Raw genomic sequence first — 22,728 nt, 5'->3', positions numbered from 1 at the left:
CGCCCGGGCCGGGTCTCCTGCCGAGACCGTGGCCGTCGGCGGCAACGATGAGGATAAACGAGCCGTAAAGAAATAGTCAACCAGGTGAACTACTTCTGAACCAGGGGGCCGGGCGGCCCCTTGCTCGCCTTTGGGCTCACTGATTAAACTGATTCTCCCACCGGGGCAGCGCGCGAGCGGGAGGCGGCCATGGCGCAGAAACGACCGTTCATCGACCCTACGCCCGAGTCGGTGCGGGAGTTCATCGACGCGATCCCCTCGTACAAGGCGGACGCCGAGGACCCCACCTTCTGGCCCGACGACCGCCTGCGCGATCGCCAGGACGAGCTGCTTCGCCGTCAGGTGGGCTGGCTCGCCGAAGCGAGCCCGTTCTACCGCGAGCTCTTCGAGCGAGAGTCGATCGACGCTGCCGGCATCAAGACGGTCGACGACCTCGTCCATCTCCCCGTGACCACGAAGAAGGACCTCATGGGGAACCCGCAATCGTTCCGCATGAAGTTCCCGCAAGGAACCCTCTACGACCTCACCTACACGACCGTCTACACGACGGGCACGACGATGGGCTGGCCGACCCCGTACGAGTACACGACCCACGACTACTTCGGGATCCTGCAGGCGGGCATCCGGAACGCGAAGCTCAGCTACTACATCCCCGGCGACCTCTTCCTCACCGGTTTCCCGCTGAGCCCCCTTCCGCACGTCGCCGGTTTCGGGAACATGATCGCGAACGCGGCCGGGATCGCCTTCCTGCACGGGTTCACGGGGATCCCGCACGACGAGTTCCCGGTCCAGCGCTCCACCACCGCCCTCGTCGGCATGATCGAATCGCGGAGTCCCGAGATCCTCGCCGGGATCGGCAGCTTCCTTCGCCGGATGTTCGCCGATGCCGCCCGGAACGGCCGCGACCTGTCGTCGCTCGAGATCGTGATCGCGAGCGGCGAGGTGCTGACCAAAGGGATGCGCGACCACATGCACGCCAACCTCGCGCGCTGCGGCGCCAACAACGTGTTCATCACCGGCACGTACGGCTTCACCGAGGGAGGGCTCCCGTGGGGTCCGTGCTACGAAGGGGGCCCGTTGCATCCGGCCGCGCCGGACCAGGTGTTCCTCGAGATCCTCGACCCGGACACGCACGCACGAGTACCCGACGGTCAGCCCGGACTCGTCGCGCTGACGCATCTGAACCGGCGTGGGATGCCATTGTTGCGGTATCTGCTCGGGGATATCTCCGCGATCACGTTCGAGCGCTGCGAGCGGTGCGGGCGCGGCGGCGGATCGCTGCTCGTTTCGAGCGGCAGCGCGCACATCTCACGAACGTCGGAGCTGCTCAAGATCAAGGGAACGCTCGTCAATCCTCAGCTTGTTCACGATGTCGTCATGAACTCGCCGGGCGTCGTCGAGTATCAGATGATCGTCACCCTGGAAGACCTTTCGGACCCGTACTCGCAAGAAGTCGTGCGGCTGCGCCTGGGACTAGAGCCGAGCGTCGACCGCACCTCATGGGAGTCGTCGGACCTCGAGGAGCTCCGGAAGCGGCTGCTGATGGCCGTCGAGATGCGTCCGAAGGTCGAGATCCTCGACGACCTCTCGGAGATCTACGACCCCACTCGCGAGTTCAAGGCTCGCCGCATCATCGACGAACGCCCGAAGGGCGACTGAGCGCCGGCGTGGGCGTCCGGCGGCATCGCGAGGCCGTCCCCGTCATCGTCGGGGTCGGAGACCTCGCCGACCGCATCGCCGACGACGACCTCGCGAACGCCAAGGAACCGCTGACGCTTCTCGAGGAGGCGGCTCGGCTCGCGGCCGACGACGCCGGGCCGGCGCGCGCGCTGCTCGATGAGACCGACACGCTGCTCATCGTCAACGTCGCGGCGTGGGTGTACCGGGATCTGCCGGCGCTGCTCGCCGAGCGGCTCGGGGCCCGCCCGGCCCACCGGGTGCACACCGACTGGGGCGGGAACTGGCCGACGAAGCTCGTCGACCTGGCCGCCGCCCGCATCGCCGCCGGCGAGAGCACCGTCGCGCTGGTCTGCGCCGGCGACGTGTTCCGCTCGGTCGAGCGTTCGATGCGCACGGGCGTGGCGCTGCCCTGGACGCCGCCCGAGGACCAGCCGGTCCAGGCCCAGGACGTCATACCGCCGGTCGCCTTCCGCCACGGCCTTCAATGGCCGACGCAGATCTATCCGCTCTACGAGAACGCGTTCCGCGCCGCGCAAGGGATGAGCTTCGACGAGAGCCAGCGCTGGTCCGCGCAGATGTGGTCCGACATGTCGAAGATCGCCGCGAGCAACCCCGCCGCGTGGCATCCCACGCCCCGCGAGCCTGATCAGATCGCGACGCCGGCGCCGGACAACCGGATGATCGCCCATCCCTACACCAAGCTGATGAATGCCTACCTGCTCGTGAACCAGGCCGCGGCCGTCGTCGTCACCGACACCGGAACCGCGCGGCGGCTCGGGGTGCCCGAGAAGCGTTGGGTTTACCCGTGGGGCGGCGCCGGGGCAGACGACCCGATGGACGTCCTCCGACGAGTCTCGTACGACCGCGCGCCGGCGATGGAAGCGACGCTCGACGATGCGCTCTCCCTGACCGAGGGCGGCATCATGGACATCGACCTGCTCGAGCTCTACAGCTGCTTCCCGTGCGTTCCGAAGATGGCGTCGACGCATATGGGCCTGGATCGCGCGCGGCCGATGAGCGTCACCGGAGGCCTGACGTTCTTCGGCGGCGCGGGGAACGCCTACATGCTGCATGCGATGGCCGCGATGACGCGCGCGATGCGGCGCGGGGAGGGTTCCTCGGCGCTCCTCTACGGCCAGGGAGGCCTGGTGACGAAACATCACGCGCTGCTGATGGGGAACGAGCCGCCGGCTGAGGGTTATGCGGTCGGCGACGACGAAGCGCGACAACGCGCGATCGACGCGCTTCCGGCTCCGTCGCTCGCGCCCGAGCCGAACGGGCCCGGCTCGCTCGAGACGTACACGGTCGTGTACGGCCGGTCGGGGGAACCGGCCAGCGGGATCGTCGTCGGGCGTTTGCGCGGCGGCGAGCGCTTCGTCGCGAACACGCCGCCGGGCGATCGCGCGGCGCTCGAGGTTCTCATCCGGCCGGACGTCGAACCGATCGGGATCGAGGGCAAAGTGGAGACGAACACCGAGGGACAGACGACCTTCGACATCGTCTGAGCGTCGTTGCAGGGGAGCCGAGAGGGGAAGCATGACCGTTCGCAGGGAACGTCGGGGTCGCATCGAGATCGTCACGCTCGATCGTCCCGAGGCGCGGAACGCGATCGACGGCGATACGGCGTGGGCGCTGTCGGCGATCTTCGACGAGCTCGAGGCCGACGACGCCGTCTGGGCCGTTGTGATCACGGGAGCCGGAGATAAGGCCTTCTGCGCCGGCGTCGACCTCAAGGCGATCGCAACCGACGCGGAGCGGATCATCGGAGCTCCGGGCGGCTTCGCGGGGATCGGGCAGCGCTTCTTCCCGAAGCCGTTGATCGCCGCGGTCAACGGCCCGGCGCTCGCCGGCGGGTTCGAGATCGTGCTGTCCTGCGATCTCGCCGTCGCCGCCGAGCACGCGACGTTCGGCATCCCCGAGGTGAAGCGCGGCCTCATGGCCGCAGCCGGCGGCCTGATCCGGCTCGGCAAGCGGATCCCGCTCGCGATCGCGCTCGAGTTCGCGATGACCGCGGACCCGGTGGACGCGCAGCGGGCGCTCGCGCTCGGGCTCGTGAACCGGGTCGTGCCGGCGGATCGGGTGCTGGACGAAGCGATCGCGCTCGCGGAGCGGATCTGCGAGAACGCCCCTGTGGCCGTTCGGGTGTCGAAGCGACTCATGATCGAGTCGCTTGAGATGACCGAAGAGGAAGCGTGGAAGCGCAACTTCGAGCGGGCGGCTGAGGTCACCGCGACGCAGGACGTCTGGGAGGGCATCGCCGCGTTCGCCGAGAAGCGGGCGCCGGTTTGGACGGGGCGATGAAGACCCTTGTTGGCGGATCCGACTGGGTGGTTCAATCCGCTCGCTGACTGATAAGGGGGAACGATGGCCATTCGAGAGGCGATGCCGGCGGCGGCCTCCGATGCCGCTCAGAGCTTCCTGATCCCCGAGCGCTCCAAGCCCCATGGTCCGGTTACGGCCGCACGCCTTCGAAGAACCCTCACCGTTTACCTGGTCGTGGCGACTCTGGGCATGCTTCCTGTGGTCCTCGACGCGGCGGCGCGATGGAAAGCGTTCGGTCTCGGCTTCGTCATGCCGGGCGGCGGCTTCCTCTACACCGCCGATCCGCTCTTCGTCTTTCTGACGATCGTCGTCTTCGTCGTATCGCTCGTGGCGTGGTTCGGGACCGGAAACATCCTGGCCCCGCCGCTGGTGTGGCTCGGTGCGGCAGCGCTCGCGACCATGCGGACGGACGCTGGGACCTGGACCTGGGCCGAGCTCGGCGTCCCGGCGCTCGTAGCCGGCACGTTGCTTCTCGGGTTCATAGGGCAGCAGGCGGCGTTCCGCGCGGCGAGTCAGCGGCGGATCGAACGCAATCGCTACCTCGTCACGCTTGAGCCGATCCCCGAAGCCTCGGGGGCGACGCCGCCGCTTGGGTCGGAGCTCTCAGAAGAGGACCTCGCAGCGCAACGGTACTTGCTCGATCTCGCGCTGCAGCCGGTCGATCGGTTCGACGGCTTCACGTTCATCGATCAGTTCCAGACGGCGGCCGTGCGCTACCAGATCAACTTCGCACAGTACGCGCTCGCACTCGCGCAGTACACGCGCACCCCTGCGTTCCACGGTTACCTTTCGGAGGCGAACCGACGTCTGATCGCCAAGATGCAGGACCGCCGAGTCTGGAAGTATTGGCGACTCGAGAACATGTGGGGCAATCTCGACCTCGATCCCAACCCCATCCCGAAGGACAACATCATGCTGTCCGGCTACCTCGGGTTGATGATCGGCTTGTACGAGTCGAACACCGGAGACGACGCGTACGACGTCGCCGGGTCGGTGCGGTTCCGGTGGGACGACCGCCGCACGTTCGCGTACGACCACCATTCGATCAGCGGCGCCGTTTCGGAGAACTTCCGAAGCTCGCCGTTCGGGATGTTCCCGTGTGAGCCGAACTGGATCTACACCGGATGCAACGCGTTCGGGATCAACACGCTGCTGGTCCACGACCGCCTGCACGGCACCGACCACGCGGTCCAGGCGATCGACGGTTATCGCCACGCCGCGGACGTCGAGTTCCTAACGCCTGATGGGCGCGTGACGGCGATCCGGTCGAGCCGCCTCGGTGTGACCATCCCATCCCTCACCTCCACGATGGCCGACGCGGGGACCGCGCTGTTCCTGGCGGCGAGCCTCCCCGACGTCGCTCAGCGAACCTGGGCGCTGGTCCGCAGGGAGCTCGTGATGAACGGTCCGGACGGGCGAGTTCGTCTCGAGCTCCGTGGCTGGGACAAGATCGATGTCGGAAGCTACCGCCGTTCCGACGTTGCCCCGCACGCGATCGTCTCGGCCGCCGCCCGCGAGATGGGCGATGAGGAGACCTTCGCGGCGTTGAAAGACGCAATGGAGGTGAAGTTCGCGCCGGAGACCCGCGACGGCGTGCGCCGCTACGCGGGCGGCTCGCTCATCGCGAACGGGATGGCGCTCCTCGGGCGATTCGGCCGCGAAGGAGGCTTCCGCGACATGATCTCGCGCGGGTTGCCGGCCGCGTGGCGTGAAGGGCCCGTCCTCGCCGACGCCGGGTATCCGGACGTCCTTGTTGCGAGGGCCGTCACGGACGGCGTTGCCCTCGACGCGATCCTTTACCCCGGCAACGGTGGCGGCCGGAAGCGGCTGGGCATCGGCCGGCTGGATCCCGGCCGTTCGTACGCGGTACGTGGGGCGCTCCCATCCGAGGTCGTCGCGGACGGCGACGGCAAGGCGGTTCTCGAGGTCGATCTGGCCGGGCGCACCGAGGTACGCATCGCTCCGCGCTCCTGAAGCGCTCTTCGAGCGCCTTGGGGTAGGTCCGGATGAGCCCGGGCTCCATATCTGGCGTGCGCCCGGCCGCGTCAACCTGATCGGCGAGCACGTCGACTACACGGGCGGGACCGTGATTCCGTTCGCGTGCGATCTCGAGTCCGTGCTCGTCGCCGTCCCGCTGGAAGACGAGGTGATCGTCTCTTCCCTCGATCAACCCGGCGAGGTTCGGATCTCACTCGAGCATCCCGGCGACGCAGCCGTAGGGTGGGGCCGGTACGTCGCGGGCGTCGTCGAGGCGCTCCGGGAAGCCGGTCTGCGCGTGCGTGGCTTCCGCGGGGCGATCTGGTCGTCGATCCCCGCCGGTTCCGGGCTGTCGTCGTCCGCCGCGCTCGAGGCCGTTCTGGCGCTGGCTTTGCTCAACGGCGTCGCTCCGGCCGCCGAGGTGCTCCAGCGTGCCGAGCACCTCGCGGTCGGCGTGCCGTGTGGGATCATGGATCAGGTCGCCGTGCTGCACGGCCGACAGGGACACGCACTCGCGATCGACTGTGCGGCGATGACCTGGCAGACGCTGCCGCTCCCGCCCGTCGGGTTCGTGGTCGTAGACACAGACACGCGACGTCGGCTCGAAGACGGGCGGTACGCCGCTCGACGCATCGAGGCGGAAGACGCGATCGCCGGACGTGATACCACAGATCGCGGGGAACGCCGGCTGCGGCACCTCAGGACCGAGAACGATCGCGTCCGGTTGTTCCTCGACGCGATCACGCGCGGCGACGTCGAGGCGATGGGGGACTTGATCAACGCTACGCACCGTTCGCTCCGCGACGATTTCGAGGTCTCCTCGCCGCGGCTCGATAGGACCGTCGAGGCGGCACGCAACCAGACGGATTGTCTCGGCGCCCGTCTCGTCGGCGCAGGATTTGCCGGCTTCGTCCTGGCGCTGGTCCGCGCGGGGTCCGAGGCCGACTTCGCACGGCAGGTCGAGGAGCGGGCACCCGGCGTTCGCGCGAGGCCGGTCGTCGCAGTCGACGGAGCGGGCGAGGTTGCTCTCTAGCCTGGATCGCGGCGGATCCCGACCGTCATCGGTGCAGGATCGCGGTTGGCCCACGCGTAGTAAGGGATCGCCGTGAGCTCGAATGCACTGCTCGTACGAGACCCGGACCTGCGGCGTCAATCTTGGTCCTGGACGGGGGCGATCACTCCGTGCTTATCTTGCGTTGATGGTCTGCTGTCTGATCGGCGCGTTCCTCCTTGGAATAGTGTTTCGTGCGGCCCGATGGACCGGGCGGTCCGTGAAAGCATTGTTCGGCGGCAAGCCGTCCGCCGACATCGCTCCTGCGGTGCCCACTCCGGTTTATGAGCTCCCCGATTACCTCAGGAGCTCTTTCGACGAGGCGATGGTCGATCGGCGGGTACGCGAGCCCGTCTGACCCGAATCAGCCGCGCGGCTCGCCGCGCGGAAGTAGCAGCCATCCCATGAGTGCGATCGCCTCGCCGAGCACATGGAAGATCACATCCCAGAGATCGTGCGGACGCCACTCCTGCGCGAGCGTCCGGAACACATGAACCTCGAGCTCGCCGACTAATGAGGACCACTGCGCCGGCGACCGCGATCGACGCACCGGCCGCGCGCCGCCAGCTCCACGCCCGGGTTCGCCATCGGCCCATCAACGCGTAGACGGACACGCTCAGAGCGATCGCCGCCCACGGGCCGACCGTCAACATGTCTTCGCGGAGCGACGCGCGCGGCGCGTTTGGGATCACGGAGAGGCGCCCCCATCGTTCGAACGCAGCGATCAGCACACGGTGAAGCAGGCCACCCAACCCCAACCCGAAGATCGCGGCGCACGCGATGAGACCGGCGTCGTTCCCAAGTCGCGCGGCCGTCTCCCAGCGCGTCCGCCTAACGAGACCAACTTGCATGAGCCGACTCAGCCGCGTGAGGCGAACTGAGCGTCGGGACCGTCGAGCGTGATGACGGAAGGTTCGGAGCGAAACATCGGTACGAGGAACTCACGCAGGAATGCACGGAGTTGATCGTCGTCGCGTTCGACGGGCGCGTTCACGGTCATCAGCGAGAGCGTTATGCGCACGAGCCACTCGCTCGTGTCCTCTAGTTTGAGATCGGTCCGGATCTCACCCCGGTGCTGGCCATCCTCGAAGAACGGCCGCAACGTCTCCGATGTCAGGGCGTAGAACGCGGGCGAGGTCATGACGATATTCGCCGTCTCCCCGACAGTTTCGGGCGAGAAGAGGAACCTGAGATGGATCCCATCGCGCACGGACCGTACCGCGAAGACGATCGATGAGATTACGGCCTCCGGGAACGTGGACTCCTCGCGCATCGCTGCGGCGATCTCCCCGGACAGCTCTTGCACCTCTCGCATGAAGACGCCGAGTATCAGCTCGTCGCGCCCGCCGCGGAAGTACCGGTAAACCGTCGTTCGTGATACGTGGGCAGTGGTCGCCACGTCGTCCACCGTGGTCTTCAGCACGCCGAACCGCTCGAAGCAAGAGGCGGCCGCATCGAGGAGCCGGTCGCGTGCGATGTCGTCGTCGGCCGGGGCGCGGCCGTCCCACGGGGTCTTTCTATTCTCCGCAGCCAGCCTCGCCGCGTGCCGGTGCTCGCTCTTCACCCGTGCGCTCCCTCTCGTCGGTTTGGCACATCATGCCCCGCTCTTGACTTTCGCCCTATCCGGTGCCTATTTTAACTCAATCTAGTACATGTATCAAGATTTGTAACATGTCGCGGGCCGGGATATCGGTTCATGCGACCCAAAGGGGGCGGGCTATGGGAACCACTGCCGTTGCCACGGAACGACCGCGGACGCTCGCTCTCCCGCCCCGCGCCCGACCGATGGGGCCCGTCACCGCCAGGCTCGCGCGCCGGACGTTCGTCATCTTCGGCGTCCCGATGATCACTGCGATCGCGCTCCTCCTCGCGACCGAGTCGCCCCGGCTGCATGCGCTGGCGCACGGCCTGCTCTTCCCGGGCGGGGGGTTCCTGTACTCGTCTGACCCGACGTTCTTCGCCGTTGCCTTTGTGGTGTTCATCGTGGCGTTCGTCGCGTGGTTCATCATCGGCATGATGTTCGCCCCGTTCCTCGTCTGGTGGGCGGCAGCCGTCCTCGCTGCGATCCGCACGCCGAGCACCGTCTGGACGGGCGTCGACATCGGTCTTCCGGCCGGTCTCGGTGCCGTGATCCTTCTGAGCTTCGTCACCCAGCGTGCCTCGTTCCGTCGCTCCCAACGGCGCGCCGACGTGCTCAACACCAAACTCGCGACGATCGAGTACCGGCCGCCGACCGGGCCGACGTCGCGGGAGATCCTGGAACATTCGGAGGTCGATCTGGCTCACCACCGCTATCTGTTGAACCTGGCGCTCCAGCCGGTCGATCGGTTCGACGGTTTCGAGTGGGTGGACCAGTTCCGCGAGGCCGCGGTTCGCTATCAGCTGAACTACGGCGGCTGGGGCCTCGCCCTCGGCCAGTACACCCGGACTCCCGCCTTCACCGGCTACGTGGCAGAAGCGCAGCGCCGTCTGATCGAGAAGATGAGCGATCGCAGGGTCTGGCAGTACTGGAAGTGGGAGAACCTGTGGGGGAACTTCTCCACCGACGTCGACCCGATGGCGCGCGACAACATCATGCTTTCGGGTTATTACGGCTTGCAGATCGCCGCGTACGAGACGACCAACGGTGACCACCGATACGATCAGGCCGCCTGCCTTCCCTTCCGGTGGAACGACAAGAAGACCTTCGCGTACGACCATCCCGCGGTGGCGAAGGCCGTGCACCACAACTTCTCGCAGTCGACGTACTGCATGTTCCCATGCGAGCCCAACTGGGTGTACCCGCTGTGCAACATGATCGCGATGGGCGGCCTCATCGCTCACGACCGGCTCCACGGGACTGGGTACGCCGAAGATGTGCGGGACGCGTTCGACCACGCCGCGCGCGTCGAGTTCTCCACAGTCGACGGCCGGCCCTTGTCCACGCGTTCGTCTCGGATCGGTATCACGGTGCCGGGGATCACGAACTCGACGACGAACATCGCCGGGTTCACGTTCTGGCTGAGCCCGCTGGTCAACGACATCGCGGTGCGGAACTGGGTCCTGGCGCGCGACAACGCCTTCACCCTGGATCGCGACGGTCTGGCGGTTATGAAGTTCCTAAGCCCTGCCGACCGGCTCGACGTCGGGAACTACAAGCCCTCGATCGGATATCTGGTCTACGCGTTCGGGATCGCCGCCGCCCGCGAGATGGGCGACGACGAGATGGCCGACGGGCTGCAGCGGTCGCTCGACGTGCAAGGGCCGGCCGCGTCGGTCGAGGGTGGAGCGCTTCGCTATCCCGGCTCGAACGCGGCCAACGTGATGCTCTCGCCGGGCCGCTTCGGCGGGCGCCGGGCGTGGCACGACCTCATCAACTACGGCACCCCCGAAGTCATCGCACGGGGGCCGGTGCTAGCGGACGCTCCCTACCCGCAGGTGCTCGTAGCCATGGCCGTCACCGACGGTTCGTCGATCGATTTGGTGCTGCGGCCGGGCGACGGCGCGGGCCGGCAGCCGCTGCTGTTCGAGCGGCTCGCTCCCTCCAAAACCTACGCGGTTGTGGGCGGCGTCGAGGATCGTGTGACGGCCGACGCGGAAGGGCGCGCCGCGATCCGGATCGACCTCGATGGTCGGAAGGAGGTCCGGCTCACCCCGATGAACTGAACGGGACGGATCGACGCAGAGAAGGAGTTCGCGATGGCGCTCTTCAAGAACGAGCAAGAGGTCTACAAGTACCTTGCGCAGATCTTCAAGGTTGCGATGGAGGATCCGGAACTGGCCGAGAAGACCAAGGGGTCGGGCCTGATCGTCCGGATCGAATACACCGATCCGGACTCGACGATCGGCGTCGTGTTCGACGAGGGTGGCCTCTTCCTCGGTGCCGCGCAGCTCCCCGCCGACTTCAAGCCCAACATGGAGCTGAAGATGTCCGCCGATGACGGACACAGGTTCTGGCTCGGCAAGCTCAACATGACCGCGGCGATGGCCCGCGGGAAGGTTCGGGTCAAGGGCTCGGTCCCGAAGATGCTGAAGCTCATGCCGCTCGCGAAACCGCTTCGGGCGCGCTACGAGAAGATCCTTGCGAACGACGGACGGCAGGATCTGATCAACGTCTAGACAAGCGAGGAGGGTAATCAGCGATGCGCGCGGTTCACTTCATCGGCGAGAGAGACTTCCGGGTCGACGACGCCCCGAAACCAACGATCGAGGAGCCGACCGACGCGATCCTGCGCGTCACGACGTCGGCGATCTGTGGGACCGACCTCCACATCTACCACGACAAGGCGCCGGGAGCGGAGCCGGGGATGATCGTGGGTCACGAGTTCGTCGGCGTCGTCGAGGACGTTGGCGATGCGGTGCGCGAGATCGAGGTCGGCGCTCGGTGTGTCGCCGCGATGTACACGGCGTGCGGGCGGTGCGCGTCTTGCTTGAGCGGGAACCACCGCGGATGTCCGGCATTCATGATGTTCGGGATGGGCCCGATGGCCGGCGATCTTCCCGGCGGGCAGGCCGAGTACGTGCGCGTCCCGATGGCCGAGATGACGCTCGCGCCGATCCCCGATGGACTCAGCGACGAGGACGTGCTCTTCGTGAGCGACATCCTCTCCACGGCCTACAGCGGGTTGAAGGCTGGGGCGCTGCGGCCGGGTGAGTCGGTGGCCGTCGTGGGTGCCGGGCCGCTCGGTCAGCTCGCGATCGCCTGCGCGCCGCTGCTCGGGGCGGCGAAGGTGTTCGCGATCGATCTCGTCGAGGAGAGGCTGAAGCAAGCCGCCGAGCTCGGCGCGATCCCAATCGACGTGCGTGAGGGCGATCCCCTCGACGCGGTGTTCGACTCGACGAACAACCAAGGTGCGGATCTCGTGATCGAGGCGGTCGGTTCGGAGCCGTCGCTGCAGACCGCGTTCGCGCTGCCTCGCGTCGGGGGACGGATCGTCCTTCTCGGCGTGCTGGTGGACGAGGAGTTTCCCGTGAGCGCCGGCGAGACGTTCTTGCGCGGCCTGTCGATCTCGGCCGTGATCGGGAACCCGTTCGCGTACCGGCCGGAGCTGATGCGACTAATCGAGGCGGGTCGCCTCACGCCTGGGCGGCTGGTGTCGCACACGATGCCGTTGGAGGACGCCGCGAAGGCATACGAGATGTTCGACGCCAAGGAGGCAACGAAGGTGGTGCTCAAGCCCTGAGGGACGCTCGCGGTCCCCGCGCGAGGGCGAGTGTCGCCCTCCTCGTTCTCCTCGCCCTTATCGCGCTCGCACCGGTCGACGCGCTCGCCGAGGAACCACCGTCGGGGCCCGCGGGCGTGCTGTTCGAGCAGATCCACGGCGCCTTGCAGCCGCTCGCACCCGCCGCCGCGCAGGTTGGCGAGGCGATCGCGACGCTCAACGACGCGCTCGTGCAGGCCGTGCTTACGGCCGGATCGCAGTCGGAGAGTCTGGCCCCGGTGATCGCCCAAGCGGCGGAGGCCCTCGCGACGTTCCGCGTTTCGGCCGGGTCGGCGATCGCAGCCGCAGGGCCGGGATTGGATCTCCTGGCGACGGGCGGCGACACGGTTGCCGGCGAGATCGCGGTAGTCACTAACACGCTCGACGCCGCGATCAGGGAACGAGCCGACTCGCTCGAGCAGCTCTACTCCTCGTTCGGCCCCACCTTGTCGGTGATGTGCGAAGCCAACGCGCAGGCGCCGCTGCTCATCGGGCTGCTCCCGTACGGGTACGCATTCGGCGGCGTATTCGCTCCACTCGACTCGGCATGCGCCGGCGTGCCGCCCCCGCCCGCGCCGCCGACGGATCAGCTTGCCCCGTTGCTCACCCAGTACGCGGATGTCATGGCAGGAACGGGCTTCGCTCTTGAGCCGTTGGCCGGCGTGCTGCAGCCTGCCTTCGAGCCGGCGTGCACCGTCTTCGTGTTCGTCCAGACGGCGAGCGTGTTCGTCACGCTGCCGATCGCGACGAGCCCGTTCGTCGAGCCCGCGCTCTCGGCCGCGTGCGGCCTCGGGGGGGGTTCGAGCCCGGTAAGCCCCGCGTTGGTTTTCGTAACCGTGGCCGCTCAACCATTCGTGCCGCTGATCGAGGACGCGGCCGGCTCGGTCTCGGTCCTCGTCCCCGCGGTCGAGCCGTTCCGACCGCTCCTCGACCCCGCGGTCGTCGGCGCGTGTGACACGCTGCCTGCGGCCGGGCAGCTCGGCCCGCTCCTGCCCTTCCCGGTCCCCGTCGAGCCGACAGTGTTCCTCGAGGCGACCGGCGTTCTCCTGTGTGCGGCGGCCGAGCTCCCGGTCGGCGACGGACCAAGCACCCCGAGCGCCGGCCCACCCGCCACAACGGTCCCCGGGACGCCGTTCGTGCCCGGAGCACCGTTCTCTCCAGAGATCCCCTCTTTCGTCGGGCCGACGTCCGGCCCGGTGCCGGTCCCGCCCGGCGCCATCGCCGCGCCATCCGGGATCACCACCATCACTTCTCCGATCGGTGGTCTGTCGCCCCGTCTGTGGGCTCCGCTGATCCCCGTTGCGCTGCTCGTCGCCTGGCTCATCGGCTGGATCCGATGGAATCGCGCGATGTCGCGCCTCGGAGCGGTGAGCTGATGGGCGTGGCGCGGAAGAGGTTGACCTTCGCGCTCGTCGTTTCCCTGGCCGTCGTCACCGGCTGCGCGGTGGAGACGCCGAGGAACGGTTTCACGCTGAGCGCTCAACAGGGAGGGAACAACCTTGGGCCGGGCACCGGGATCCCCGGCGGGCCGACCGGCGGGACACCGACACCAGGAAGCCTCATCGCGGGCGGGACGCAAGGGCCGGGCGGAACGGGCGGCACCGGCGGCACGAGCGGAGGCGGCGACCAAGGGATCGGCGGCGGAGGTGGTACCGGGAGCAACTCCAGCGTCGGCGTAACCGCGACGACGATCACGGTCAGCATCATCGGCTCGTTCAGCGGCGTGTACGGCCCGCCGACCAACGTCGCCTATCGCGGGATGGAGACGTGGGTCGAAGACGTCAACCAGCGTGGAGGCATCCACGGCCGCAAGGTGATCGTGAAGAAGGTTTCGAATGAGAACAGCCCGGAGGGCGGGATCGCGGCGTGTAAAACCGTGCAATCGAACGGGTCTTTCTTGGCGATCAGCTCGGGCAGCACCTACTACACGTCGATCGACTGCCTCGACAAGGCCGGATTCCCGACCGTGTATTCGGGCGGACTGCGGGCGATCAGTGGCGGCTGGCGCAACTCGTATGAAAGCGCGACGAGCTGGGATCAAGGAGCGACGTCGCTGCCCAGTCTGATCCGTAAACAGGGCGACGGCGGCGAGAAGATGGGCGTCCTCTACATCCACGACACCGCCGCGCTCGAGGAAGCCGCGAAGGCCTTCATCGCTCGCGCGAAAGCCGACGGGATGAACTGTTGCGTGGTGGAGAGCGCCGAACCGAACGCCCAGTCGTTCACCCCGCAGCTACTCCGCCTGAAGAATGCTCAGGTGAAGGTCGTCGCCCTGTCGGCGATCCTCGAAGCGGTCGGGATCCTGCGAGACGCGCAAGCGATCAACTTCGAGCCGCAGTGGGCGTCGATGTACGGCCTGACCCTCGACATCGTCTCCAGCGTCGCGCGCGACTTGGCCGCCGGCGCGTACTGGGTACGGCCGTACGCTGCCGTCGACACACCGTCGTTCGCTGCCTTCAACGCCAAGGCGGAGCAGTACGGCAAGGGCGGTCCGCTGCCGGCGGAGCGATTCCTCTTCTACGCGAACGGTCTCGTCCTCGAACGCGTCCTCCTCGCCGCCGGCGCCCATCCGACGAGAGGGACGATGATCAAAGGGATCGAGTCCACCAAGAACTTCGCGACCGGTGCCTTCCCGACGCTCACCTGGGCGCCCGGCCGTAACTACGGAACGAACGCCGTGTTCCCGGTGATCTGCTGCCGGACTTCGGACTGGACCTGGCAGAGCCTCGGCCCGCCGGCCGAGCAGTTCTAGGAGCCGCGATGTCGACGGCGATCCTGAACGGGGCGTTCGTCGGCATGATCTACGGGATCTTCGCCGTCGGCTTGGTCGTCGTCTATCGATCGACTCGGGTGGTGAACTTCGCGCACGGCGAGATCGGCATGCTCGGCGCGTTCGTGTTCTCAGAGCTGTGGTTCGACAACGGGCATCCGCTTGCACTTGCGCTCGTCGTGGGGGTCGCGGTGTCGGTCGGGCTGGGGGCAGTGACCGAGTGGCTCGTCGTTCGTCCTCTTCGCGATCAGCCGCGGGTGACGCTCCTGGTCGCGACGTTCGGGCTCGCCGGCTTGCTGCTCGTCTTCGCGAGCCGCCGCTACGGCGTCCAACCCCGGTTCATCGATCCCATCGTCGGCGGTGAGGGGCCGCACCTTCTTGGGCTCACGATCAAGCCGACCCAGCTCTTGATCGTGCTCACGGCGATCGTCGTCTTGCTGGGGCTGACCTTGCTCTACAACCGCACGTCGTTCGGGGTCCGGATGCGAGCGACGGCCATCGACCCGTACGCGGCGGGTCAGATCGGAATCAATACGAACGCCGTGTCGATTGCCTCGTGGGCGCTCGCCGGGGCCCTCTCCGGGATCTCAGCGATCCTGGTCTCCTCGCTCGTCGTCTTCCACGTGTTCTTCATGACCGCGCTGCTCGTCCGCGGACTCGCGGCTGCTCTCCTCGGCGGACTGACGAATATACACGGCGCCTTCGGCGCCGGCGTGCTGCTCGGCGTCTCAGAGGGCGTCCTCGGCTACACGGTCAGCACCCCCGGTCTCACCGAGTTGACGATCGCCGGTCTCATCATGGTCGTGTTGCTCGTTCGCCCCACTGGACTGTTGCGGACGGAGTACTGATGGCAGCCCTATTCGGGGTCACCGTCGCCGTCGCCCTCCTCGCGCTCGGCGGAGCCGCTTTGTGGAAGCCGGCGTTGCTCCGAGGCTCGAGCACGGCGGCCGTTCCGGTCTGGCGGACGCCGCTCGGTACCGCCGCTGCCACCGAGGCCTTTCGGCCCATCGTGTACGTCGCCGGAGCCGCGGCTCTTGTGCTCATGCCTCCCATGATGTCGGAGTCGTCCGTGTTCAAGCTCGGCCTCGTTCTGATCTTCGCGATCGCGGCAATGGGGCTCCACGTGCTGGTGAACTGGACGGGAGAGCTGTCGCTCGGACACGCGGGGATCGTCGGGCTCCCCGCGTTCGTTCTGGCGCAGATCAGCTTCCACGGTCGCATCTCGCCGATCGTCCTTATCCCCGTCGCGATCGCGGTTGGCGCGCTCTCGGGTGCCGTTATCGCGCTTCCGGCCTTCCGTGCGCGCGGCCTCTACGTGGCGATCGTCACGCTCGCGAGCGGGATCGCAATCGATCGGTTCTTCTTCACGCGCCCGTGGATCGTGGGCGACGGCAGCGTCCGCGTGAGCGACGCAACGCTGGGTCCGATCGCCTTCGACGACAGTCGCTCCCTCTATCCCGTGCTCGCGATCCTCTTCACGTTCACGGTGCTGGCGATGCGCGCGCTCCATCGTTCGAAGGTCGCGCGGTCGTTCCTATGGATCCGCACCAATCGAGATGCGGCGGCCGCGTTCGGTGTGCCGGTCGACCGATACCGCATCGGCGCGTACGCGATCGCGGGAGCGCTCGCCGGCCTTGCCGGAGGACTGACGTCGATCTGGCTCTCGCTCGTCGTCGCGCAGACGTTTCCGCTCACGCTCGGGTTCGACTATCTGGTTGCCGTCGTGCTCGCGGGAGCTGGCTCGGTCGGCGGCGTCCTCGTTGCCGCCGCTTTGCTCCAAGGGCTTCCGTATCTCGTATCCGATCTCGGGCCGGCGGTCGCATACGGAGGACCGATCGGTCTGCTGTTCATGCTCACGAGACACCCGGCCGGACTCAACGGCGTAGGGAGGCAGATGATGCGAAAGCTCCGAGTTCTTTCCGGCGGCGAGCAGGCGGCGTCCGGAGACGGATCAGGTACCGAGGAGCAAGGCCGTCCACGCGGGCAGGGAAAGCTCTCCGTCTCGCTCGTGATCGGGGCGTTGCTCATCGGCGAAGGCGCGGTGGCCATCGGGCTCGGGTGGTACTACTCGGGTAACACCGACCAGGTATGGATCCAGATCCAGCATCTGATCTCCGGCGCTCTCGGTGGTCTCGCGCTCATCATCGTCGGCGTCTGCTTTGTGCTCCGGGATGCGATCGCGCGCGCCGAGGTTCGTATGGCGGACCGTATCGGCGCCGCCGTAGCCGAGGCGCTGGAAACCCGCGACGCCCCCGTCCGCCGTCCGGCCACCGGCACAGGGAGCTCGCGTGACTGATCTCCTGGTCACGGAGGACGTCACCGTCCACTTCGACGGCCTGGCCGCCGTCGACTGCGTGTCGCTCACGGTGCCGGAAGGCAAGATCGTGGGCCTGATCGGGCCGAACGGGGCGGGCAAGTCGACGCTCTTCAACGCGGTATCGGGCCTGCAGCCGCTGGACGGCGGGCGGGTGTTCCTCCGTGGCCGGGACGTCACCGGCTTGCAGCCGCACGAGCGAGCACGGCTGGGCGCTGGTCGGAGCTTCCAGAACCTCGGCCTGATGATGGACCAAACGGTCGAGACGAACGTCATGGCGGGTCAGTTCCTTAGGACGGGGTACGGATTCCTCGACCCGATGCTCCGGCCGTGGAGATGGGCGCGCGAAGAAAGGCGGGTCCGAGAACGCGTCGGAGAAACGCTGGACCGCTTTGGCCTCGCCGCGCATCGGCACGAGGTCGTGCGCGGCCTCTCGTTCGGCATCGCGCGGTTCGTGGAGCTCGCCGGCGTCCTCACGCTGGCGCCCGCGATCATGCTGCTCGACGAGCCAACGACCGGGCTCGACCCTGCCGAGACGGCCAGACTCGTCACGACTCTCGCCGGACTACGCGGAGAAGGGCGAACGATCCTGGTCGTCGCTCACAACGTCGGCTTCGTGATGGAGCTCTGCGACTGGGTGTACGTCCTTGCGAGCGGACGTATCGTCGCGCAAGGCCCGCCGGAAGAGATCCAGCGCGACCCCGTGGTTATCGAGGTCTATCTGGGAGCGTCGCCGGTATGAGCGCATCGCTCCGCGCGTCGGGCATCACCACCGGCTACGTCGATGCGCCGATCCTGTCCGACGTCTCGATCGAGGTCGGCCGCGCCGAGGTCGTAGGCATCCTGGGAGCCAACGGCGCTGGCAAGACGACGCTCCTCCGCGCGCTCGCGGGGACGCTCCCATGCTGGAGAGGATCCGTTGCCCTCGCGGACGTGGACGTCACGCGTTCCCCGCCCTGGCGGCGCGTCGGTCTCGGGCTGGCGCACGTCCTGGAGGGGCGGCACGTATTCGGACCGATGACCGTGGCGGAGAACCTCGATGCGGCAGCGTTGGCCGGCCGTGCGAACGGCGCCAACCGCGAAGAGGTTCTCTCGCTGTTCCCGGTGCTCGGGGAGCGATTGCGGCAGCGCGCCGGAAGCCTGTCCGGCGGCGAGCAGCAGATGCTCGCGATCGGGCGGGCCCTGATGTGCGGCCCGACCGTGCTCATGGTCGACGAGATGTCGGACGGGCTCTCCCCGCTGATGACGCAAGAGCTCCTCGCGGGTCTCCGGCGCTTCAACCGCGAGCGCGGCGTCGCGCTCCTGCTCGTCGAGCAGAGCCCGCATCTCATCGCCGAAGTCGTCGACCGCGTCTACTTGCTCGAGCACGGCCGCGTCGCGGCGTCTGGAACGATCGACGGCGTCGGCGGAGCCGGCGCGATCACCGAGCTGTACTTGGGGGTGAAGGCATGACGTCCGATAACTCATGGGAGATCGTGACCGACCCGCTCGACGATCTCCCCACCGAACCGCGTTCGATTCCCATGTGGAGCGAGACGTACCTCTGGTGCGCGTTCGACCCCGTCCGCCAGATCGGCGTGTACATGCATCAAGGGACTACCTTCTTCGACTCGACCGTGTGGCGGAGCACGATCGCATGCTCGCTGCCCGACGGCAGGGTGCTCATGGCGAAGCACTACGGCCGGCCGGCGCGTCCGCGCTCTACCGGATGCGAAGTCCTGGGCATGACGTGGGAAGAGCCGCTGAAGCGCTGGACGCTTCGCCTCGACGGCGCGTGCCGTCTCGTGACCCGCGAGGAGAACCGCACCCGGCTCGCAACCGACGGAGTGCCGTCGGGCGCGAGGATCGAGCTCACCTTCGAAGCCACGACCGATCTCCTCAACCACCGATCGGTTCACTGGGGCAACCTCCACCACAATCAGCACTGCCGGGTGCGCGGACGGCTGAACGTCGCCGGAGAGGAGTTCGACTTCGAAGGCCCCGGCTACAAGGATCACAGCCGAGGGCCGCGTGACCTCAGCGAGTACGTCGGGAGCGACTTCTGCTGGGCCGAGTTCCCGAACGGAAAGACGTTCGTGGCGGCCGACATCTTCTTCGAGACGTCCGCCTATGACAAGCGTTACTGCTTCGTGTGGTCCGACGGCGCGTTCCAGCCGGCCGACATCGTGTCGATGCCGAGCCTGACCGCAGCCGCGGCGGATCCCTCGGCCGTGATGATCTCGCTCGACCTCGGTTCAGGACCGGTCGACATCCCAGGCGAGATCCAGGGCGCCCTCAACTTCACCCACAAGCTTCCCGGCACCGAGCTCTGCCTCGGAACGGAACGGACGACGACGACACCGACCGATCTGGTGGTCATCGACTGCACGACCCGCTACACCTGGGACGGCGAGGTCGGATACGGCCTGTGCGAGTGGATCACGCCGATCACCATGTCGCGACCCGGGAAGTCGCCGATCCCTTCGCTCCTCGAGATCCCCCTCTTCCGGTGGTAGCAATGTCGATCGACGACGACGGACGGCCCGACCCGACGCACGACGGCGGTCCGACGCGGGCAGCATGGACGACGGTGAACGCCGCCGAGGCGATGCCCGGCGTCGGGACGCCCCTCGGATGGACCTGGTTCTTCGAGGCCTGTGAGCTGGGTCTCCGCGGCGCGTTCGCCGACATCGGGGCGATCCCGACCCGTGACGTGCGCGTCTTCGAAGACCTCGACCGCCACTTCATCGGCATGTTCTACGGCCACTTCGCCGGCAACCTCGACATGATGCGTTTCATCGGCGATCAGATGCCGGGCTCGTCCGGCGACGCCGTCGAGGAGCAGTACTTCGGCACGTCGCGAAAAGGTATCCCGAGCTCCCGCAACCCCGCCCGGATGCCGATCGTGCTCGGGAAGCTGCCCGTGAACGCGTGGCGAGCGAAGCGCCGGTTGCAGGAGCTACGCGACGAGGTCGACCGATGGTGGCGCAATGCTGTGGCGCCGCGCTCCACTCGGGACGCCGCAGAGGCGCGCGAGGTCTTCCGGCAAGCGAAGCGCTACTGGCAGGTTATATGCCGGCCGCACACTGTGGTGTCGATGATCGCGCAGGGGCTCTTCGAGCAGGCGCGCCGCGCTTGCGTCGCCGCCGACAGGCCGGGCATGGAGCTTCGCGTGGTTAGCGCGCAAACCGATGTGTACGAGGCGCGGATGATCTCCGATCTTTGGGATGTCGCGAACGGCACCCGGCCGATGGAGCGGTTCCTCTCCGAACACGGATTCCACGGCCCGGCTGAGGGTGAGCTGTCGAGCAAGTCGTGGCGAGAGGATGCCGCGCCACTTCGGAACCTGCTCGAGGCGTACCGAGACCGGGCCCGCCCCATCGAGGTCTCATCGAAAGGCGATGGGGCCCGGCGCGCGGCCGAGGCCGAGCTGTTCGGGGCGCTGGGTGCGAGCGGCCGGCTGCGTGCCAAGCTCGTGCTGCACCTCGCTCGCATCTACATCCCGCTGAGAGAGGAAGGCCGGTCGACGTTCCTCAAGAGTTACGACGTCGCCCGATGCATGGCGCGCCGTATCGGCGAGTCTCTGGTCGTCGACGGCGCAATCGATGATGCCGAGGACGTGTTCTATCTGACCGTCGACGAGCTGCTCGGCGAGCTCCCGGCCAACCCCCGGTCTGAGATCGCCTTCCGGCGCGGTCGGCGAGAGCGTTATCTGAAGGTCCAGCTTCCCGAACGCTGGGAGGGACGACCGGAACCGATCGAGCTCGACGGCGCCGCCGCCGTGGCTGCGCAGCGCGCTCTTCGCATCGAAGCAATCGGCGTAAGCCCCGGACGGGTCGAGGGTCGCATCAGAGTGATCGTGGATCCAAGTGACCCCGGTCAGTTGGAGGACGGGGACATCCTGGTCTGCCGGACGACAGACCCCAGCTGGGCGTCGCTGTTCTTCCTGGTGTCGGCGTGCGTGATCGACGTCGGCGGTCCGATGAGTCACGGCGCGATCCTTGCGCGCGAGCTCGGGATCCCGTGCGTCATCAACACCCGCGACGGGACGCAGCGCCTCCGCAGCGGCGACATCGCTCGCGTCGACGGCGAGGCCGGGACCGTCGACGTTCTGACCCCGGTACCGTCGTGATCGATCCGGTCGAAGACCTCCCGCACGAGCCGCAAGACGTGCCGCTGTGGAGCGAGACGTATCTGTGGACCGCGTACGACCCAGCTCGCCGTGTGGGCTTCTACCTCCATCAAGGAGTTACGGCATTCGATCCGCGGCTCTGGCGAAGCACTTTCGGCTGCTGTCTCCCGAACGGCGACCTGCTCGTGACCAAGAGCTACGGCCGTCCCCCCGATGATCGTTCGACCGGAGCCGCCGTTCTCCACGCCACCTGTGACGTTCCCCTCGAGCGGTGGACGGTGAACATCGACGGGGCAGCCCGCCTGGTGAGCCGTGACGAGAGCCGCGCCCGGCTGATATCCGACGGGCTGCCTACCAAGATGCGCATGCAGGTCACGTTCGACGGGACGGCGCCGGTGTTCTCCCCCGGCGCCGCGTCTTGGGGCCGGCTCCATCACGATCAACCCTGCGCGGCTCGCGGCCGCCTCGAGTACGGCGACCAAGCGATGGACTTCGACGGCACCGGTTACCGGGATCACAGCATGGGCCCGCGCGATCTGTCGGGCTATCGAGGAAGCGATTGGTGCGAAGCGTGGTTCCCCAGCGGACGCTTCTTCTACGTGACCGACATCACCTGGGATCCCAGCGAGCATTCGATGCGGCGCGGGTTCATCTTCGACGGCGGCACATACCAGTTCGTCGAGATAAAGTCGATGCCGGTTCTCTCCGAAGCGGCCGTGGATCCGAGCGCCGTACGACTGTCGTTCGTCGGCCAGGACGGTCCGGCCGACATCTCCGGCGAGATCGAGAACGTGATTCGCTTCACGCACAAGCTCCCCCACGAGCTCTGCCTGGGAACCGACCGCGATTCGACCACGTCGACCGATCTCGCGGTGCTCGACTGCATGACCCGCTACAGTTGGGAGGGCGAAGTCGGTTTCGGCTTGTGCGAATGGATCCTACCGATGAGCGAGCTTCGGAAGGCCGACGTCCTTCGGTGGTGAGCCGTCAGTCGATCGCGCGGATGATGCCGTTCCTCGCGGCGATGGAGCAGGAGGACCTCGAGCTGATGGGAACGCTCGTCGATGCGTCGCACGAGTCGCTGCGGGACGACTTCGAGGTTTCGTCGCCCGACCTCGACCGCGCGGTCGAGGTCGCTCGGGCGCAGGACGGCTGCGTAGGCGCTCGCCTTGTCGGCGCCGGGTTCGCCGGTTGCGTGCTGGCGCTCGTGCGCGGGTCGGCGATGACGTTCGTGCGAGCGGTGGAAGCCGTCCTTCCCGGATCGCGCCCCGTCCCGGTTGCCCCCGTCGATGGAGCCGGATCGATCGAATGGTGACCGAAAAC

20 protein-coding genes are annotated in these 22,728 nt (G+C 67.5%); 18 read left to right on the top strand and 2 right to left on the bottom strand.

Features of this window, described 5'->3' with window-relative positions; genetic code table 11:
* Positions 1-189: 189 nt before the first annotated feature.
* The 5 genes from WEB06_07190 (at position 190) to WEB06_07170 (ending at position 7,012) form a co-directional block, all read left to right on the top strand.
* Positions 190-1,659, top strand: a complete 1,470-nt coding sequence (locus WEB06_07190; protein ID MEX2555397.1) for an AMP-binding protein — start codon at positions 190-192, stop codon at positions 1,657-1,659.
* Between the two features lie 8 nt (positions 1,660-1,667).
* Complete coding sequence (locus tag WEB06_07185) at positions 1,668-3,185, top strand: acetyl-CoA acetyltransferase (protein MEX2555396.1); 1,518 nt, start codon at positions 1,668-1,670, stop codon at positions 3,183-3,185.
* A 31-nt stretch (positions 3,186-3,216) separates the two neighbouring features.
* Positions 3,217-3,981: a crotonase/enoyl-CoA hydratase family protein gene (locus WEB06_07180; GenBank protein MEX2555395.1), complete on the top strand. Its 765-nt coding sequence runs from the start codon at positions 3,217-3,219 to the stop codon at positions 3,979-3,981.
* A gap of 63 nt (positions 3,982-4,044) precedes the next feature.
* Positions 4,045-5,976 carry a hypothetical protein gene (locus tag WEB06_07175; protein MEX2555394.1) on the top strand — a complete coding sequence of 644 codons (1,932 nt, stop codon included), beginning with the start codon at positions 4,045-4,047 and terminating at the stop codon, positions 5,974-5,976.
* The gene (locus tag WEB06_07170; protein MEX2555393.1) at positions 5,873-7,012 is read left to right on the top strand and encodes a galactokinase family protein; all 1,140 of its coding nucleotides are present in this window, start codon (positions 5,873-5,875) and stop codon (positions 7,010-7,012) included. The genes WEB06_07175 and WEB06_07170 overlap by 104 nt, the downstream gene beginning before the upstream one ends.
* Before the next feature lie 382 nt (positions 7,013-7,394).
* Here the strand turns inward: WEB06_07170 and WEB06_07165 are convergent, their stop codons facing one another.
* Positions 7,395-7,580, bottom strand: a complete 186-nt coding sequence (locus tag WEB06_07165) for a hypothetical protein (protein ID MEX2555392.1) — start codon at positions 7,578-7,580, stop codon at positions 7,395-7,397.
* Positions 7,581-7,889: 309 nt separating this feature from the next.
* Positions 7,890-8,594 carry a TetR/AcrR family transcriptional regulator gene (locus tag WEB06_07160; GenBank protein MEX2555391.1) on the bottom strand — a complete coding sequence of 235 codons (705 nt, stop codon included), beginning with the start codon at positions 8,592-8,594 and terminating at the stop codon, positions 7,890-7,892.
* Between the two features lie 155 nt (positions 8,595-8,749).
* On the opposite strand from WEB06_07160, the gene WEB06_07155 reads away from it, so the two are divergent.
* The 13 genes from WEB06_07155 to WEB06_07095 all read left to right on the top strand — a co-directional run bounded on the left by WEB06_07155 (position 8,750) and on the right by WEB06_07095 (position 22,720).
* A complete protein-coding gene (locus WEB06_07155) occupies positions 8,750-10,675 on the top strand; it encodes a hypothetical protein (GenBank protein MEX2555390.1) in 1,926 nt (641 codons plus the stop codon).
* 33 nt (positions 10,676-10,708) lie between these two features.
* Positions 10,709-11,128, top strand: a complete 420-nt coding sequence (locus WEB06_07150; GenBank protein ID MEX2555389.1) for an SCP2 sterol-binding domain-containing protein — start codon at positions 10,709-10,711, stop codon at positions 11,126-11,128.
* A gap of 23 nt (positions 11,129-11,151) precedes the next feature.
* Complete coding sequence (locus WEB06_07145; protein ID MEX2555388.1) at positions 11,152-12,192, top strand: alcohol dehydrogenase catalytic domain-containing protein; 1,041 nt, start codon at positions 11,152-11,154, stop codon at positions 12,190-12,192.
* Between the two features lie 116 nt (positions 12,193-12,308).
* Positions 12,309-13,586, top strand: coding sequence for a hypothetical protein (locus WEB06_07140; GenBank protein ID MEX2555387.1), 1,278 nt, complete (start codon positions 12,309-12,311; stop codon positions 13,584-13,586).
* A complete protein-coding gene (locus WEB06_07135) occupies positions 13,547-14,962 on the top strand; it encodes an ABC transporter substrate-binding protein (GenBank protein ID MEX2555386.1) in 1,416 nt (471 codons plus the stop codon). The genes WEB06_07140 and WEB06_07135 overlap by 40 nt, the downstream gene beginning before the upstream one ends.
* An 8-nt stretch (positions 14,963-14,970) precedes the next feature.
* On the top strand, positions 14,971-15,828 hold the full coding sequence (locus WEB06_07130; GenBank protein MEX2555385.1) for a branched-chain amino acid ABC transporter permease: 858 nt from the start codon (positions 14,971-14,973) through the stop codon (positions 15,826-15,828).
* Positions 15,828-17,276, top strand: coding sequence for a branched-chain amino acid ABC transporter permease (locus WEB06_07125; GenBank protein ID MEX2555384.1), 1,449 nt, complete (start codon positions 15,828-15,830; stop codon positions 17,274-17,276). Before WEB06_07130 ends, WEB06_07125 begins: the two co-directional genes overlap by 1 nt.
* Positions 17,269-18,036 carry an ABC transporter ATP-binding protein gene (locus WEB06_07120; protein MEX2555383.1) on the top strand — a complete coding sequence of 256 codons (768 nt, stop codon included), beginning with the start codon at positions 17,269-17,271 and terminating at the stop codon, positions 18,034-18,036. The genes WEB06_07125 and WEB06_07120 overlap by 8 nt, the downstream gene beginning before the upstream one ends.
* A complete protein-coding gene (locus WEB06_07115; protein MEX2555382.1) occupies positions 18,033-18,746 on the top strand; it encodes an ABC transporter ATP-binding protein in 714 nt (237 codons plus the stop codon). Before WEB06_07120 ends, WEB06_07115 begins: the two co-directional genes overlap by 4 nt.
* Positions 18,743-19,789 carry a hypothetical protein gene (locus WEB06_07110; GenBank protein MEX2555381.1) on the top strand — a complete coding sequence of 349 codons (1,047 nt, stop codon included), beginning with the start codon at positions 18,743-18,745 and terminating at the stop codon, positions 19,787-19,789. The genes WEB06_07115 and WEB06_07110 overlap by 4 nt, the downstream gene beginning before the upstream one ends.
* Positions 19,790-19,791: 2 nt before the next feature.
* Positions 19,792-21,405, top strand: a complete 1,614-nt coding sequence (locus WEB06_07105) for a PEP-utilizing enzyme (protein ID MEX2555380.1) — start codon at positions 19,792-19,794, stop codon at positions 21,403-21,405.
* On the top strand, positions 21,402-22,388 hold the full coding sequence (locus WEB06_07100) for a hypothetical protein (protein MEX2555379.1): 987 nt from the start codon (positions 21,402-21,404) through the stop codon (positions 22,386-22,388). The genes WEB06_07105 and WEB06_07100 overlap by 4 nt, the downstream gene beginning before the upstream one ends.
* The gene (locus WEB06_07095) at positions 22,385-22,720 is read left to right on the top strand and encodes a hypothetical protein (GenBank protein ID MEX2555378.1); all 336 of its coding nucleotides are present in this window, start codon (positions 22,385-22,387) and stop codon (positions 22,718-22,720) included. Before WEB06_07100 ends, WEB06_07095 begins: the two co-directional genes overlap by 4 nt.
* The last annotated feature ends 8 nt before the right edge of the window (positions 22,721-22,728 follow it).

The organism is Actinomycetota bacterium, assembly GCA_040905475.1.
Taxonomy (GTDB): domain Bacteria; phylum Actinomycetota; class AC-67; order AC-67; family AC-67; genus DATFGK01.
The sequence above is the reverse complement of the archived record's forward strand: the minus strand, read 5'-3'. Positions and strand labels throughout refer to the sequence as shown.